Origin of the sequence: Variovorax sp. UMC13 (genome assembly GCF_014170375.1) — a bacterium.
In the GTDB taxonomy this organism is placed as follows: domain Bacteria; phylum Pseudomonadota; class Gammaproteobacteria; order Burkholderiales; family Burkholderiaceae_C; genus Variovorax.
The window spans coordinates 1-13729 of sequence record NZ_LZZW01000013.1 but is presented as its reverse complement, the minus strand read 5'-3'; the positions used below and the strand labels follow the sequence as shown (position 1 = coordinate 13729).

General features: G+C 69.0%; 14 protein-coding genes. 7 read left to right on the top strand and 7 right to left on the bottom strand.

Annotated features, from left to right (window positions below; all coding sequences use genetic code 11):
• The first annotated feature begins 116 nt into the window (after positions 1-116).
• From A9977_RS10235 to A9977_RS10210, 6 genes are all read left to right on the top strand, one after another.
• A complete protein-coding gene (locus A9977_RS10235) occupies positions 117-1262 on the top strand; it encodes a CaiB/BaiF CoA-transferase family protein (protein ID WP_183024736.1) in 1146 nt (381 codons plus the stop codon).
• Between the two features lie 46 nt (positions 1263-1308).
• On the top strand, positions 1309-2217 hold the full coding sequence (locus A9977_RS10230) for a dioxygenase (protein ID WP_183024735.1): 909 nt from the start codon (positions 1309-1311) through the stop codon (positions 2215-2217).
• A gap of 13 nt (positions 2218-2230) precedes the next feature.
• Complete coding sequence (locus A9977_RS10225; RefSeq protein ID WP_183024734.1) at positions 2231-3037, top strand: citryl-CoA lyase; 807 nt, start codon at positions 2231-2233, stop codon at positions 3035-3037.
• Entirely contained in the window at positions 3034-3993 is a 960-nt protein-coding gene (locus A9977_RS10220; RefSeq protein ID WP_183024733.1) for a tripartite tricarboxylate transporter substrate binding protein, read from the top strand. The genes A9977_RS10225 and A9977_RS10220 overlap by 4 nt, the downstream gene beginning before the upstream one ends.
• A gap of 149 nt (positions 3994-4142) precedes the next feature.
• Positions 4143-5108 carry a tripartite tricarboxylate transporter substrate binding protein gene (locus A9977_RS10215; RefSeq protein WP_183024732.1) on the top strand — a complete coding sequence of 322 codons (966 nt, stop codon included), beginning with the start codon at positions 4143-4145 and terminating at the stop codon, positions 5106-5108.
• Positions 5109-5266: 158 nt separating this feature from the next.
• The gene (locus A9977_RS10210; RefSeq protein WP_183024731.1) at positions 5267-6601 is read left to right on the top strand and encodes an epoxide hydrolase family protein; all 1335 of its coding nucleotides are present in this window, start codon (positions 5267-5269) and stop codon (positions 6599-6601) included.
• A gap of 45 nt (positions 6602-6646) precedes the next feature.
• On the opposite strand, the gene A9977_RS10205 is transcribed toward A9977_RS10210, so the two are convergent.
• The 7 genes from A9977_RS10205 to hda form a co-directional block, all read right to left on the bottom strand.
• On the bottom strand, positions 6647-7651 hold the full coding sequence (locus tag A9977_RS10205; protein WP_183024730.1) for an inorganic phosphate transporter: 1005 nt from the start codon (positions 7649-7651) through the stop codon (positions 6647-6649).
• Between the two features lie 13 nt (positions 7652-7664).
• Positions 7665-8309, bottom strand: coding sequence for a DUF47 domain-containing protein (locus A9977_RS10200; protein WP_183024729.1), 645 nt, complete (start codon positions 8307-8309; stop codon positions 7665-7667).
• 105 nt (positions 8310-8414) lie between these two features.
• A complete protein-coding gene (locus A9977_RS10195; RefSeq protein ID WP_183024728.1) occupies positions 8415-9578 on the bottom strand; it encodes a polysaccharide deacetylase family protein in 1164 nt (387 codons plus the stop codon).
• 40 nt (positions 9579-9618) lie between these two features.
• Entirely contained in the window at positions 9619-10608 is a 990-nt protein-coding gene (locus tag A9977_RS10190; RefSeq protein WP_183024727.1) for a glycosyltransferase family 4 protein, read from the bottom strand.
• A gap of 208 nt (positions 10609-10816) precedes the next feature.
• On the bottom strand, positions 10817-11272 hold the full coding sequence (folK, locus tag A9977_RS10185) for a 2-amino-4-hydroxy-6-hydroxymethyldihydropteridine diphosphokinase (protein WP_183024726.1): 456 nt from the start codon (positions 11270-11272) through the stop codon (positions 10817-10819).
• Positions 11269-12864, bottom strand: a complete 1596-nt coding sequence (gene pcnB, locus A9977_RS10180) for a polynucleotide adenylyltransferase PcnB (protein ID WP_183024725.1) — start codon at positions 12862-12864, stop codon at positions 11269-11271. The genes folK and pcnB overlap by 4 nt, the downstream gene beginning before the upstream one ends.
• Before the next feature lie 40 nt (positions 12865-12904).
• On the bottom strand, positions 12905-13591 hold the full coding sequence (gene hda, locus A9977_RS10175) for a DnaA regulatory inactivator Hda (RefSeq protein ID WP_183024724.1): 687 nt from the start codon (positions 13589-13591) through the stop codon (positions 12905-12907).
• Between hda and A9977_RS34065 the strand changes: the two genes are divergently transcribed.
• Positions 13475-13729 (top strand): hypothetical protein (locus A9977_RS34065; protein WP_220811693.1); only part of this gene is annotated, 255 nt, incomplete at its 3' end. The two genes, hda and A9977_RS34065, sit on opposite strands and share 117 nt — an antisense overlap.

Genomic DNA, 13729 nt, shown 5'->3' with positions numbered 1-13729 from the left:
GCTGTCGATGGTATCCATGAGAAACCATCATTGTGAGGAATCGTTGAGGAACCCTAGAGTTCGCATCCAGCCCGGCATGTGCAGGGCGACAACGACCACGAGCAGGAGACGACACGGTGCAAAAAGTCCTCAGCGGCATCAAGGTGCTGGAGCAAGGCACGTTCATCACGGGGCCGGCCGCGGGCATGTACCTCGCAGACCTCGGGGCCGAGGTGATCAAGGTCGAGCAGCCCGGCAGCGGCGACCCGTTCCGTTCCTTCCGCGGCGGCCTCTACAGCCCGCATTTCCAGACCTACAACCGCAACAAGCGCAGCATCACCCTCAATCCGAAGCTGCCCGAGGACGCCGCGGTGTTCGACGAGCTGGTCAGGGACTCTGACGTGTACATCCAGAACTTCCGGCCCGGCGCCGCCGAGCGCCTGGGCGCGGGCGCCGCGCGGCTGCGCGGCCTGAACCCGCGCCTGGTGTACTGCGCCATCAGCGGCTTCGGCCAGACCGGCCCGGCGGCGGGCCGTCCGGCCTACGACACCGTGGCCCAGGCGGCCAGCGCGTTTCTCAAGTTGCTGGTGAACCCGGCCAACCCGCGCGTGGTCGGCCCGGCGGTGGCCGATGCGATGACCGGCTTCTATGCGGCCTATGGCGTGATGGGCGCACTGGTGGAGCGTGGCCGCACCGGCGTCGGCCGCACGGTCGAGGTGTCGATGCTCGAGGCCATGTGCCACTTCAACCTCGACGCCTTCACGCACTACTTCTCCGAGAACGAGATCATGGGCCCCTTCAGCCGGCCCAGCGTGTCGCAGTCGTACGTGCTCGAGTGCGCCGACGGGCTTTGGATCGCGCTGCACATGTCCTCGCCCGAGAAGTTCTGGCAGGGGCTGGCCAACGCCATCGAACGGCCCGACATGTTCGACGACCCGCGCTTCGCGAGCCGCGAAGGCCGCATCGCCCACCAGGACGCGCTGATCGCGCTGCTCGACACCCTGTTTCGCGGGCGCGCCCGCGCCGACTGGTGCGCACGGCTGGAGGCCGAGGACGTGCCGCACGCCCCGATGTACGACACGCGCGAAGCGATGGCCGATCCGCAGGCCCGCCATCTCGAGCTGGAGGTGAGCGCGCCGCATCCGCAAGGCGGTGAATGGCGCACCATCCGCTCGCCCGTGAGCTTCGACGGCGAGCGCTCGCTGCAGGTCACGGCGCCCCCCACGCTGGGGGCCGACAACGACGCCATCGTCGAGCCGCTGCGGCGCCGATTGCGCGGCTGAGCCCGCGACCGATCGGCATCCCAAAACAACGAAGGAGACAAGGCCCATGACCCCATCGAACGAAGACGAACTGACCCAGGCCGCGCTGCAGCGGCTCGACGGCGCCCCCGATCCCCGCTTCGCGCAGATCATGCGTTCGCTGATCACGCACCTGCATGCCTTCGTCCGCGAAGTGGACCTGCGGCCCGAGGAATGGATGGCCGGCATCGAGTTCCTCACCGCGACCGGCCAGACCTGCACCGACAAACGCCAGGAGTTCATCCTGCTGTCGGACACGCTCGGCGCGTCGATGATGGTGGTGATGCTCGACCAGTTGCGCGCGTCGGGCCGCGGCGGCCCACCGGGCCGGCCCGACGGGCGTTCGGTGACGCCGGCCACCGAGGCCACGGTCCAGGGCCCGTACTACTGGGCCGGCGCGCCGGAGCTGCCGTGTGGCGCCGACATCGCGCCGGGCACGCCGGGCGAGCCGACCTTCTACAGCGGGCGGGTCACCGACACGCAGGGCCAACCCCTCGCGGGCGCGCTGCTCGACATCTGGTCCGGCGACGGCGAGGGCGTATACGACATGCAGGTCGAAGGCGCCGGCATGTCGGCACGCGCACGCATCCGCACCGACGCCGAAGGCCGCTACTGGTTCTGGTCCATCAAGCCGTCTTACTACCCGGTGCCGGTGGACGGCCCGGTGGGCCGCATGCTGGCCGGCATCCGCCACCACCCGAACCGGCCGGGCCACATCCACATGATGGTGTCGGCCCCGGCGCATGCGCCGGTCACCACGCACCTGTTCGTGGCCGGCACGCCCTACATCGATTCCGACGTGGTGTACGGGGTGCGCCCGAGCCTGATCGTCGCCTTCGAGCCGCACCCCGCCGGCCGCGCGCCGGACGGCCGCGTCATGGACCAGCCCTACTGGTCCGCGCACTACGACTTCCACCTGCAACCCACGGCCGCCTGAGCCCGCACGCACCATGAAAATCGGAAAATCCACCGTCCCGCGCACCGCCATCTGCACGTCGAACGAAGAGACCATCGTCGTGCGCGGGGAGGACCTGTGCCAGGACCTGATCGGCCACGTGTCCTTCGCCGACTACTTCTTCCTGCTGCTCACCGGCAAGCGCCCCGACCGGGCCTGCAGTGCCGTGCTCAACGCCACGCTGGTCGCCATCGCCGAGCACGGCCTCGTGCCCAGCGTGCAGGCGGCGCGCATGACCTACGCCGCTGCGCCGGACGCCCTGCAGGGCGCGGTGGCCGCGGGCATCCTGGGCTGCGGCTCGGTCATCCTCGGCGCGTCGGAAACCGCCGGCCGGCTCTTCAGCGAGGTCGCGGCCCGCGTCGACGCGGGCGAGGCGCTCGACGACGTGGCGGCCGATGCCATCCGCACGCTGAAGGAAAACCGGCGCGCCATCCCGGGCTACGGCCATCCGCTGCACAAGCGCAACGACCCGCGGGTCGACCGCCTGATCGCGGTCGCGACCGAAGCCGGCGCCGACCTGCGCTACGTGCACATCGCGCAGGCGATCGAACGCGTCATTCCCGACATCGTCGGCAAGGCGCTTCGGCTCAACGTCTCGGCCGCGATCCCGGCCGTGCTGCTGGGCGTGGGCTTCCCGGTCGCGTCGCTGCGCGGGGTGCCGATCCTCGCGCGCACCGCGGGCCTGATCGCGCACCTGGCGGAAGAGGCCGAAGCGCCGAGCGGCTTCGCGCTGTCCTACCAGGCCACGCGCGAACTGCAGTACGAAGGCGACGTGCCCGCGGGCTTCGAGAGCGCGGCATGAAGCGCGACCTCACGCGGCGCGTGCTGCTCGCCGGCCTGCTGATGGCGGCCGGCGCGGCGCTCGCGCAGACCTCGTCGCGCCCGCTCAAGCTGGTCGTGCCCTTCGGCGCGGGCACCTCGACCGACATCGTCGGGCGCATCGTGGCGGACGCGCTGGGCCGGCAGCTCGGCCAGGTCGTGATCGTCGAGAACAAGCCCGGTGCCGGCGGCGCCATCGGCAGCGAACAGGTCGCCAAGTCCGGCAGCGACGGCCAGACCCTGCTGCTGGGCACCGTGGGCACGCATGCGATCAATCCCTCGCTCTACAAGCGCCTCGGCTACCAGCCGCTGCGCGACTTCGCGCCGCTGGGCTTCGTCGGCGCCACGCCCACGCTGCTGGTGGTGCCGGCCGCCTCGCCCTGGACCCGCGTGGCCGACCTGCGGCAGGCGGCCGACGCCTCGGTCAACTTCGCTTCCGCCGGCAACGGCACCTCCGGCCACCTGGCGGGCGAACTGCTCAACGTGCGCCTGTCTAAGCGCTTCGTGCACGTGCCCTACCGCGACGGCGCGCAGGCGCTGACCGAACTGGTCGCGGGCAACGTGCAGTTCATGTTCTACCACCCGGCCGCCGTGCTGCCGCATGTGCGCGCGGGCCGGCTGCGCGCGCTGGGCGCGTCCAGCGCCCGGCGCAGCCTCGCGGCACCGGAGGTCCCCACGCTGATCGAGCAGGGCGTGCCCGGCTTCGACCTCGTCGCCTGGTTCATGCTCTACGCGCCGGCCACCATGCCGGCCGAGCAACAGGATCGCCTGCGCGAAGCCACCCGCCTCGTGCTGGCACAGCCCGAGGTGCGCGAGAAGCTGTCGCTCCAAGGCATCGAGCGCACCGACATGAACGCCGCCGAACTCTCGGCTTTCGCCAGCGCGGAGATCGCCAAGTGGGGCGAAGCGGTGCAGCGCTCCGGCGCGCAGGTCGACTGAGGCGCGGCCCGCGATGCCCATGGACACGACCGGCCAGCCGGCGATGCCGTGACGGAAAGGAGCCCGCACACCCACGCAGCGGATCCGGCCGGCCACGCGCCGAAGTGACTTTTCAAACAAGCAGGCAGCGCCTGCAAAAGGAGACAGACATGCGTTCAAGAATTCAAGCTTTGGCGGGCCTCTGCCTGGGCCTGGCGTGCAGCCTCGCGGCGGCGCAGGGCGCGGCCTGGCCGAGCAAGCCCATCCGGATCGTGGTCGGCTTCGCGCCGGGCACGCCACCGGACATCTTCGCGCGGCTCTACGGCAACTACGTGTCGGGGCAGCTGGGCGTGCCGGTCGTGATCGACAACAAGCCGGGCACCGCGGGCAACCTGGCCGCCGATACCGTGGCCAAGGCCCCGGCCGACGGCTACACCTACCTCTACAACCTGTCGACCGGCTTCACCATCAACCCGTACATCTACGGCAAGCTGCCGTACGACCCGCAGAAGGACTTCGTGCCGGTCGCCACCACGATGCGGCAGGGGCTGGTGCTCATCGCCCCGCCGACCTTTCCGGCGAAGTCGGTGAAGGAGCTGGTGGACGCGGCCAAGGCCAAGCCCGGCACCATCTCGCACGCGTCGTACGGCGCCGGCAGCCCCTCGCACCTGATCGTCGAGTGGCTCAAGGACGAGACCCACACCGAGATGCTGCACGTGCCCTACCGCGCCAGCCCGGTGGCCGACCTGATCGGCGGCCAGGTCGACACCTTGATGGAACCCATCGCCACCGGGTACCCGTTGATCAGCGGCGGCCGCGTGCGGGCGCTGGCCTACTCCGGCGAGACCCGCCACCCCGCCATGCCCGACGTGCCGACGCTGTCGGAGGTGGTGCCGGGGCTGACGATGATGTCCTGGCACGGCCTGTGGGCTCCGGCCGCGACGCCGGCACCGGTCGTCACGCGCCTCAACGCACTGATGATCCAGGCGAGCCGGGACCCGGAGCTCCAGAAGCGCATCCGCGACCTCAACAGCGAACCGCTGGGCCTCACGCAGGCCGGGATGACGGCCATGGTGCGCCGCGACAGCGAGATCTACAGCCGCATCGTCAAGGCCAAGAACATCCGCGTCGACTGAAGCGGCCGGTCGACCGGCCTGCGGATTTGTGTCGCCGCGTATCGCATGGCGGCCGGGGTACACGCGAACGCAAATCGGCCGGGTTTTCACACATGGCAGATACATCGACTGCATCTAATCCATGCATTCCCACCGTATCTCCAGACAGGAAGCTCGCCATGCCCCTCGATCATCCGCAAACGTCCGTGCCGTCCCGGCGCCGTTTCCTTGCCGCGTCCGTGCTTGCCGCCGGCCCCGCGGCCTTCGCCCTTCCGGCACAGGCAACGGCCTCGGCCGGTGCCTATGCCCACCGGGAAGCCGGCGCCGATGCGCGCATCCGCCCGTTCAGCGTGCATGTTCCGCAGGCCGAGATCGCCGACCTGCACCGCCGGATCGCCGCGACCAAGTGGCCTTCGCCGGAACTGGTGGCGGATGCGACGCAGGGCGTGCAGCTCGCGACCATGCGCGAACTCGCGCGCCATTGGCACGCCAACCACGACTGGCGCCAGTTCGAGGCGAAGCTCAACGCCCTGCCCCAGTTCATGACCACGATCGACGGGGTGGACATCCATTTCATCCACGTGCGCTCGAAGCATCCGAACGCGTTGCCGGTCATCGTCACGCACGGGTGGCCTGGCTCGATCGTCGAGCAGTTGAAGATCATCGGCCCGTTGACCGACCCGACCGCGCACGGCGGCGAGGCCTCGGACGCGTTCGACGTGGTGATCCCCTCGCTGCCCGGCCATGGCTTCTCGGGCAAGCCGACCACCCTCGGCTGGGACCCGGTCCGCATCGCGCGCGCCTGGATCGTGCTGATGGAGCGACTGGGCTACACGCGCTATGCGGCGCAGGGTGGCGACTGGGGCAATGCGGTCACCGAGCAGATGGCCTTGCTGGCGCCGCCGGCGCTGGCCGGCATCCACACCAACATGCCCGCCACGATCCCGGAAGAGATCGCCGCGGCGCTGCAGGCCGCGGCGCCCGCGCCGGCGGGCCTGTCGGCCGACGAGCGCAATGCCTACGAGCAGCTCGCCTTCTTCTACCAGCACGGCCTGGCCTATGCGCAGGAGATGAGCAAGCGCCCGCAGACGCTCTATGCCATCGACGATTCGCCGATCGGCCTCGCGGCCTGGATGCTGGACCACGATGCGCGCAGCTACGGCCTCATCTCGCGCGTCTTCGCGGGCCAGTCCGAAGGGCTGACGCGCAACGACATCCTGGACAACATCTCGCTCTACTGGTTCACGAACACCGGCGTGTCCTCCGCGCGCCTGTACTGGGAAAGCAAGCTGCCCTTCTTCGCGCCGAAGGGGGTCGCCATTCCCGTCGCGGTGAGCGCCTTCCCCGACGAGATCTACACCGCGCCGCGCAGCTGGACCGAGCGCGCCTACCCCCGGCTCGCCTACTACAACAGGCTCGGCAAGGGCGGCCACTTCGCCGCGTGGGAGCAGCCGGCGGTCTTCGCGGCGGAGTTGCGCGCGGGGTTCAGGTCCTTGCGCGGCGCGAAGGGCTGAAGGCGCATCGCGCCGACGCGGCGGTCGGCGCGGCGCGGACGGGCCTCAGAAGATCTGCAGGCTCACCCAGTAGGCGATCGCCGCCACGAAGGCCGCGGCCGGGATGGTGAAGATCCAGGCCCAGACGATGTTGCCCGCCACGCCCCAGCGCACCGCGCTCGCGCGCTGCACCGAGCCCACGCCGACGATGGCGCCGGTGATGGTGTGGGTGGTCGACACCGGGATGCCCAGGCCGGTGGCCAGGAACAGCGTCAGCGCGCCGCCGGTCTCGGCACAGAAGCCGCCCACGGGCTTGAGCTTGGTGATCTTCTGGCCCATGGTCTTCACGATGCGCCAGCCGCCGAACATGGTGCCCAGCGCGATCGCCGCATAGCAGCTGATGATGGTCCAGGTGGGCGGCGCGTCGGTGGCCGAATGGCCGGTCGCGATCAGCAGCATCCAGATGATGCCGATGGTCTTCTGCGCGTCGTTGCCGCCGTGGCCCAGGCTGTAGGCCCCCGCGGACACCAGCTGCAGCCGGCGGAACCAGCGGTCCACGCGCGAGGGCGTGGCGCGCCGGCAGACCCAGGCCACCACCACCATCATCAGCGAGCCGAGCAGGAAGCCCAGCAGTGGCGACACGAAGATGAAGGCCACGGTCTTCCAGATGCCGCCGGCCACCAGCGCGCTGGCGCCGGACTTGGCCATCACCGCGCCCACGATGCCGCCGATCAGCGCATGCGAGGAGCTGCTGGGGATGCCGTAGTACCAGGTCACGAGGTTCCAGGTGATCGCGCCGATGAGCGCGCCGAACACCACGTGCACGTCGACGACGCCCGGCTGCACGATGCCCTTGCCCACGGTCGCCGCCACGCTCAGGTGGAAGACGAAGATCGCCAGCAGATTGAAGAAGGCGGCGAAAGCCACCGCCTGCGCGGGTTTGAGCACCCCTGTCGAGACCACGGTGGCGATCGAGTTCGCCGCGTCGTGGAAGCCGTTCATGAAGTCGAAGGCGATTGCCAGCAGCACCAGCAGCACCACGACCCACAGGCCTACCTGTACGGTTGCCATGAGCCCCCGCGTGTCAGGAGTTCTCGAGGACGATGCCCTCGATCACGTTGGCGACGTCCTCGCACTTGTCGGTGATGGTCTCGAGCAGCTCGTAGATGGCCTTGAGCTTGATGACCTCGCGCACGTCGGGCTCCTCGCGGAACAGCTTGCTCATGGCGCTGCGCATCACGCGGTCGGCATCGGACTCGAGGCGGTCGATCTCCTCGCAGGTCTTGAGCACGGCCTCGGCCACCGCCGGATCGGCGATCTTGCCGAGGAACTTGACGGCGTCCTTGAGGCGGTCGCAGCACTTCACGCTCAGCGTGGTGAGGCGCACGATCTCGTCGGTCATGTGGCGGACGTCGTACAGCGCCATGGTCTCGGCCGAGTCCTGGATCAGGTCGGCCACGTCGTCCATCGTGTTGATGAGCTTGTGGATCTGCTCGCGGTCGATGGGCGTGATGAAGGTCTTGTGGATCAGCCGGTTGACGTCGTGCGTGACGCGGTCGGCCGCGCGCTCGGCGTTGTCCACGTCGCGGTTGTACTGCTCGCGCAGATGGACGTCGTTGTAGTTGGTGACCAGGTTCTCGAATGCACGCGCGGCCTCGACGATGCGCTCGGCGTGCTGGTTGAACATCTCAAAAAAATTGCCCTCTCGGGGCAGCAGCTTGCCGAACATGACGTTGGCTCCTTAAACAGTACGGATGTCACTGTGATGACGATTTTGTGACACCCGGGAGTGTAAGGGCCGCGCCGGGAGGCCTGTTGCAGGCGCACCGCAGGCTCAGGACTGGAGCACTTTGGACTTGACGAACAGGGCCGCCTTCTTGAAGTTCTGCAGCCTGCGCGCCAGGCTCACCGGCGGGATGTGCGCGCCGGTGCCGGGCACGTAGGCCATGCGCCAGGCCTGGCGCATGAAGGGCGCGTTCGCCCGCAGCAGGCCGCCGCGCTGGTTCTCCGCCGCCAGGTAGTTGCCGTTGTGGGAGCGCAGCATCAGCTCCGACGCGCTGACCGGAATGCTGTCGAACAGCGCATAGACGTCGGCCTTCTCGCTGAGCCGCACCGTCTCGTCGGCATCGGGGTCCACACGCAGGTAGCGGCCCTGGGCCGTGCGCAGTGCCACCTTGCCGCGGGGCCGCTGCTCGAGCACGAACTGGCTGCCGTCCGCGCCGGCGCTGCCGCCCGACCAGCTCAGGGTGGCCGTGTCCGCATCCTCGTAGTGCAGGAAGCGGCCGTTCTGCCCCTTGAGGCCGAAGGTGTCGGCGGCCGGCGAGGTCAGCTGCGGATCGTCGATCTCGTCGAGGCCGACGAAGCGGTAGCCCAGCGCCTGCAACTGCGGGATGAGCAGCCGCGTCAGCGCCAGCGTGCGGCTCTTGGCCGCGACGGTGTCCATGTCGGCCGTGCCGTCGTGCATCACGACCACGCCCCGGCCCTTCTGTTGGATGTCCGCCAGGTAGGCCTCGGCGGTCTCCTCCACCGATTTGCCCAGGTTCCAGTAATGGCAGTCGATGCCTGCGATGTCCCAGTAGATGGGGCCCACGTGCCGATACGAACTGCGGATGTCGACGTTGAGCTCCTTCGCCACCTCGGGCGACCATTTGCCGTAGGTGGCCCGGAAATAGATCGGCTTGCCCGCGTTGTACTTCTGGATGACGGTGTTGGTGCGGATGATCTGGTCGCGCACGTCGCCGTTCACCGAGACGTAGTACGGCAGGTCGGGATGCTCGTAGGTGTGGTTGCCGATCAGATGGCCGTCGGCATGCAGCCGGTCCAGGATCTCCGGGTGCTCGACCGCGAACTTGCCCACCACGAAGAAGGTCGCGCGAACGCCCCGTTCGTGGAGGAAGTGCCCGATCTCGGCGCTGTCGGGCCCGGGGCCGTCGTCGTAGGTCAGGCACAGCGTCTTCTCCGGCAGGCGGAGGCCCTCGATGCTCTTGAGCGCAAACATGTGTCCGTGTCCCGGGTGACGAGCAGCGCGGCGGCGCCGCTCAGGCGAACAGGTTCAGGTACTTCTGCGCCACGTTCCGGGTGGAACGGTCGCGCAGGTACGCGGCCTTGGCGTTCGACATCGGGTCGCTGTCGCGCTCGTCCAGCGCCTGCTGCAAAAGCTTGGTGAGCGCATCGACGTCGCCCATGGGGAAGACCTCGCCGAAGCCGTCGACCGCTTCCGCCAGCCCGCCCGCATCGGCCACCACCATCTTGCAGCCGCAGGCCAGGCCCTCGAGCGCGACGATGCCGAAGCCTTCCGGTCCCATCGACGGCACGATCATCACGCGGTGGCGGTTCATGGTCCTGGCCAGTTCCTCGTCCCGCATGAAGCCCAGGAAGCCGATGCTGTCGTCCAGGCCCAGGCGCTGGACCTTGGCGTTCAGTGCCTCGTACTCGAAGCCATGGCCGACGATGTTCAGCCGGAAAGGCTTGCGCAGTCGGCTGCAGGCCTCGATCAGCATTTCGCAGCCCTTCTGCGAGACCAGGCGGCCCACGAACAGGAAGTCGATGTTCCGGGGCTCGTCGGGGTAGAGGCGGAACACCTCGTCCTTGTAGCAGTTGTAGACCACCGTCGAATCGACGGTCAGGGCGCGCGCCACGCTGTGGCTCACCGCGATGTTGGTCGCCGCGGCCTTGATCGCGATGTTCTTCAGGCGGGCCTTGGGGCCATGGGAGTTGATCAGGTGGAAGTCGTTGTGCGACACCACCCACTTCTTGAAGGGGTTGAACAGGAACAGCCAGACCCCCTTGAGGGTGATGTTGGGCATGTAGACCACGTCGCTCCAGAAGAAAAGCTTGAGCTGCGCCCACTTGCTGGAAGCATGCACGACCTCGATGCCCGGCAGCGGGGCATTCTTCTTCTGGACCTGTTCGGTGACCACCTTGACCTCGTGGCCGGACTTCACGAACTCCTGGGCCAGCGACAGCGTGAGGTTCTCGATGCCGCCGATGGCAGGATGAAACACCGAGCTGTAAATCAAGATCTTCATTCGACAGTTATTCCTGGTTGCCTGGCACCCCGTACGCAACTGCTCGACAACTGTTTTAGGAATACTTCAAAGTCAAGGGCGGGCCCTGACTGCCGATCGCGCGGTCTGTGGTTACTTATCTTAACGCTACCTGAACAGCTTGCGAACTTTCGGACTAGAAAGTGGCGTAAGTCACTGTGCAGCTGTGCACGGACGTGCACGAAACGCTTCAGAGCCGCTGGATCGCCTGGTCGGCCACCCGGGCCAGCGCGGCCGCGCTCACCTGCCCTGGCGCCACCTCGGCCAGCGGCAGCAGCACGAAGGCGCGCTCCTCGAGGCGGGGATGCGGCAGCGTCAGCGTGGCGCTGTGCATCACGGTGTCGCCATGGCGCAGCAGGTCCAGGTCGAGCGTGCGCGGGGCGTTGCGGTAGGGGCGCTCGCGCCCGGCGCGCAGCTCCAGCTGCTGGAGCGCGTCCAGCAGCGCCTCGGGCGCCAGGTCGGTCTCGAGCGCCACGACCGCGTTGATGAAGTCCGGACCGCTAGCGTCGACTGGCGCGCTGCGGTAGAGCGAGGAGCGGGCGCTCACACGGCTGTGCGGCAGGCCCGCGAGATCGGCCATCGCCTGGCGCACCGTGGCCTGCGCGTCGCCCAGGTTGGCACCGATGGCGACGAAGGCCAGGGTCATGCGTCGGCGGCGCCCGAGCCGCCTTCGCCCGCGCCGGCGGGACGCGGCTTGCGGCGGCGGCGGCGCTTGCGCGGCGCCTCGCCATCGGGCGGCACGGCCGAGCGCTCATCGGCCTCGGCCTCGTCGGCCTCCGGCGCCTCGCGCGGGGCCGGTGCATCGGCCGCGGCCGGCGCGCGGGCCCGCACGCGGGTGCGCACCGGCGCCTTGGCCTCCTCGCGCACCTGGTCGAGCAGGTCCTGGCGGCGCAGGTCGTCGGCGGTGCTGAATTCCTGCCACCACTCGGCAATCGCCTCGCCGACCTCGCCCACGTCGGCGCGCAGCCGCATGAAGTCGAAGGCGGCGCGGAAGCGCGCCTGCTCGACCAGGCTGTAGGGCGTGGAGCCCACGCGCTTGTCGAAGCGCGGCTGCATCATCCAGATCTCGCGCATGTCGCCGCCGAGCTTGCCGCGGCCCGAGACGTCGCCGATGCGGGTGTTGAACACGTCGTCGATCGCGTCCTGCAGCGCCGGGAAGGCCGGCTGGCCGCGCTGGCCATGGCGGCCCTCGAGGCGCTGGGCCCAGCCGTCGCGCACGTCGGCCCACAGCACGCAGGCCAGCAGGAAGCTGGGCGCCACCGGCTTGCCTTCGGCCACGCGGCGGTCGGTGTCGGCCAGGGCCGCCTTGACGAAGGGCTGGTCGGCGCGCTCCACCACCACGTCGAGCAGCGGGTAGATGCCGGTGGCCAGGCCCAGCTTGCGCAGCTGGGCGATGGTGGCGATGGCATGGCCGGTCTGCAGCAGCTTGAGCATCTCGTCGAACAGGCGGCTCTGCGGCACGTCGGCCAAGAGCTTGCTCGAGGCGATCAGCGGCGCGGCCGTCTTGGGCTCGATCTCGAAGCCCAGCGCGGCCAGCTTGGCCGAGAAGCGGATCGCGCGAATGATGCGCACCGGGTCTTCGCGGTAGCGCGTGACCGGGTCGCCGATCATGCGCAGCACCAGCTTCTTGGCGTCCTTGATGCCGTTGTGATAGTCGACCACGATCTGGCTGGCCGGGTCGTAGTACATGGCGTTCACGCTGAAGTCGCGGCGCGCCGCGTCTTCCTCCTGCGGGCCCCAGACGTTGTCGCGCAGCACCCGGCCGCTCGAATCGACCGCGTGGGTCATGCCCGCGAGCTCGCCCTTGCTGGTGCGCTCGTTGCCCTTGACCTGCTCGGCCGCCGCGTTGTCCATGTAGGCGCGGAAGGTCGAGACCTCGATCACCTCGTGTTCGCGGCCGCGGCCGTAGACCACGTGCACGATGCGGAAGCGCCGGCCGATGATGAAGGCGCGGCGGAACAGGCCCTTGACCTGTTCGGGCGTGGCGTTGGTCGCCACGTCGAAGTCCTTGGGCCGCAGGCCCAGCAGCAGGTCGCGCACCGCGCCACCCACCACATAGGCCTCGTAGCCGGCCTGCTGCAGCGTGGTGACCACGTTCTTGGCGCGCTCGTCGACCAGCGCCGGGTCGATGCCGTGCACGCTGGCCGGCACTTCCTGCCGCTTGCCGAAGCGCGACTTGGCGCTGGCGCCCGCGCCGGCCGACTTGCCCAGCAGTTTGTCGATGAATGTCTTGATCATGGGGAGAGGGTCCGGGCGCGGGATGGCGCCCCAGTTGGCTTCATTCGTTTTCGAGCATCGATCGGATCAACGGGATCGTCACCGCGCGCTGCGTCTGCAGCGCATAGCCGTCGAGATGATCGAGCAGCTCCATCAGGCTGCCCAGATCGCGGCTGAAGCGGTGCAGCATGTAATCCAGCACCTCGTCGCTCAGCAGCACGCCGCGCGCATCGGCGGCCTGGCGCAGCACGGAGCGGCGTTCGGCCTCGTCGAGCAGCTGCAAGTGGAACACGTGGCCCCAGCCGAGCCGGGTGCGCAGGTCTTCGCGCAGCGCCAGGTCGGCCGGCGGCAGCGCCCCGGCCGCCACCACGCCCCGCTGCAGGGACTGCGCATTCACGAACCAGTTGAAGGCCGCATGCTGCTGCACCGCGGTGTAGAGGTGCACGTCGTCGAGCACCACCGCGCCCCAGCGCTCGTCGAACTCGGGCGGATGCAGCGTGGTCGCGCTCATCCAGCCGACCAGCGCGCCCTGCTCGCGCAAGGCGCTGTGCACCGATTCGAGCAGGTGGGTCTTGCCGCTGCCACTTTCGCCCCACAGGTAGGTCGGCACCGGGGAATGCAGGGTCGGCACATGCGCCTCGCCAAGCCAGACACGCAGGTGACGCACGGCCGCCTCATTCGGTCCGGCGAAGAAGCCGGACAGACTGGGGACGGTCGAAAGACCGATGTCGAGCACGAGCTGCTTCATCCCTGGAGCGAAGCGGGCGGCAGCCGTGGCAAGGTGGGCACAAATAGGGGGTTCATGGTGAAGGGCGCGGCGGCCCTTAAAATCGTCATGAATTCTATCGGCCCGGATGTTCCGGCCCCCGGTGCCCTGCCTCCCCCC

Excerpts from the sequence above, each read along its gene's own strand:
- A9977_RS10230 (WP_183024735.1), top strand. The coding sequence starts at position 1,309 with ATGACCCCATCGAACGAAGACGAACTGACCCAGGCCGCGCTGCAGCGG.
- A9977_RS10225 (WP_183024734.1), top strand. The coding sequence starts at position 2,231 with ATGAAAATCGGAAAATCCACCGTCCCGCGCACCGCCATCTGCACGTCG.
- A9977_RS10220 (WP_183024733.1), top strand. The coding sequence starts at position 3,034 with ATGAAGCGCGACCTCACGCGGCGCGTGCTGCTCGCCGGCCTGCTGATG.
- A9977_RS10215 (WP_183024732.1), top strand. The coding sequence starts at position 4,143 with ATGCGTTCAAGAATTCAAGCTTTGGCGGGCCTCTGCCTGGGCCTGGCG.
- A9977_RS10210 (WP_183024731.1), top strand. The coding sequence starts at position 5,267 with ATGCCCCTCGATCATCCGCAAACGTCCGTGCCGTCCCGGCGCCGTTTC.
- A9977_RS10205 (WP_183024730.1), bottom strand. The coding sequence starts at position 7,651 with ATGGCAACCGTACAGGTAGGCCTGTGGGTCGTGGTGCTGCTGGTGCTG.
- A9977_RS10200 (WP_183024729.1), bottom strand. The coding sequence starts at position 8,309 with ATGTTCGGCAAGCTGCTGCCCCGAGAGGGCAATTTTTTTGAGATGTTC.
- A9977_RS10195 (WP_183024728.1), bottom strand. The coding sequence starts at position 9,578 with ATGTTTGCGCTCAAGAGCATCGAGGGCCTCCGCCTGCCGGAGAAGACG.
- A9977_RS10190 (WP_183024727.1), bottom strand. The coding sequence starts at position 10,608 with ATGAAGATCTTGATTTACAGCTCGGTGTTTCATCCTGCCATCGGCGGC.
- folK (WP_183024726.1), bottom strand. The coding sequence starts at position 11,272 with ATGACCCTGGCCTTCGTCGCCATCGGTGCCAACCTGGGCGACGCGCAG.
- pcnB (WP_183024725.1), bottom strand. The coding sequence starts at position 12,864 with ATGATCAAGACATTCATCGACAAACTGCTGGGCAAGTCGGCCGGCGCG.
- hda (WP_183024724.1), bottom strand. The coding sequence starts at position 13,591 with ATGAAGCAGCTCGTGCTCGACATCGGTCTTTCGACCGTCCCCAGTCTG.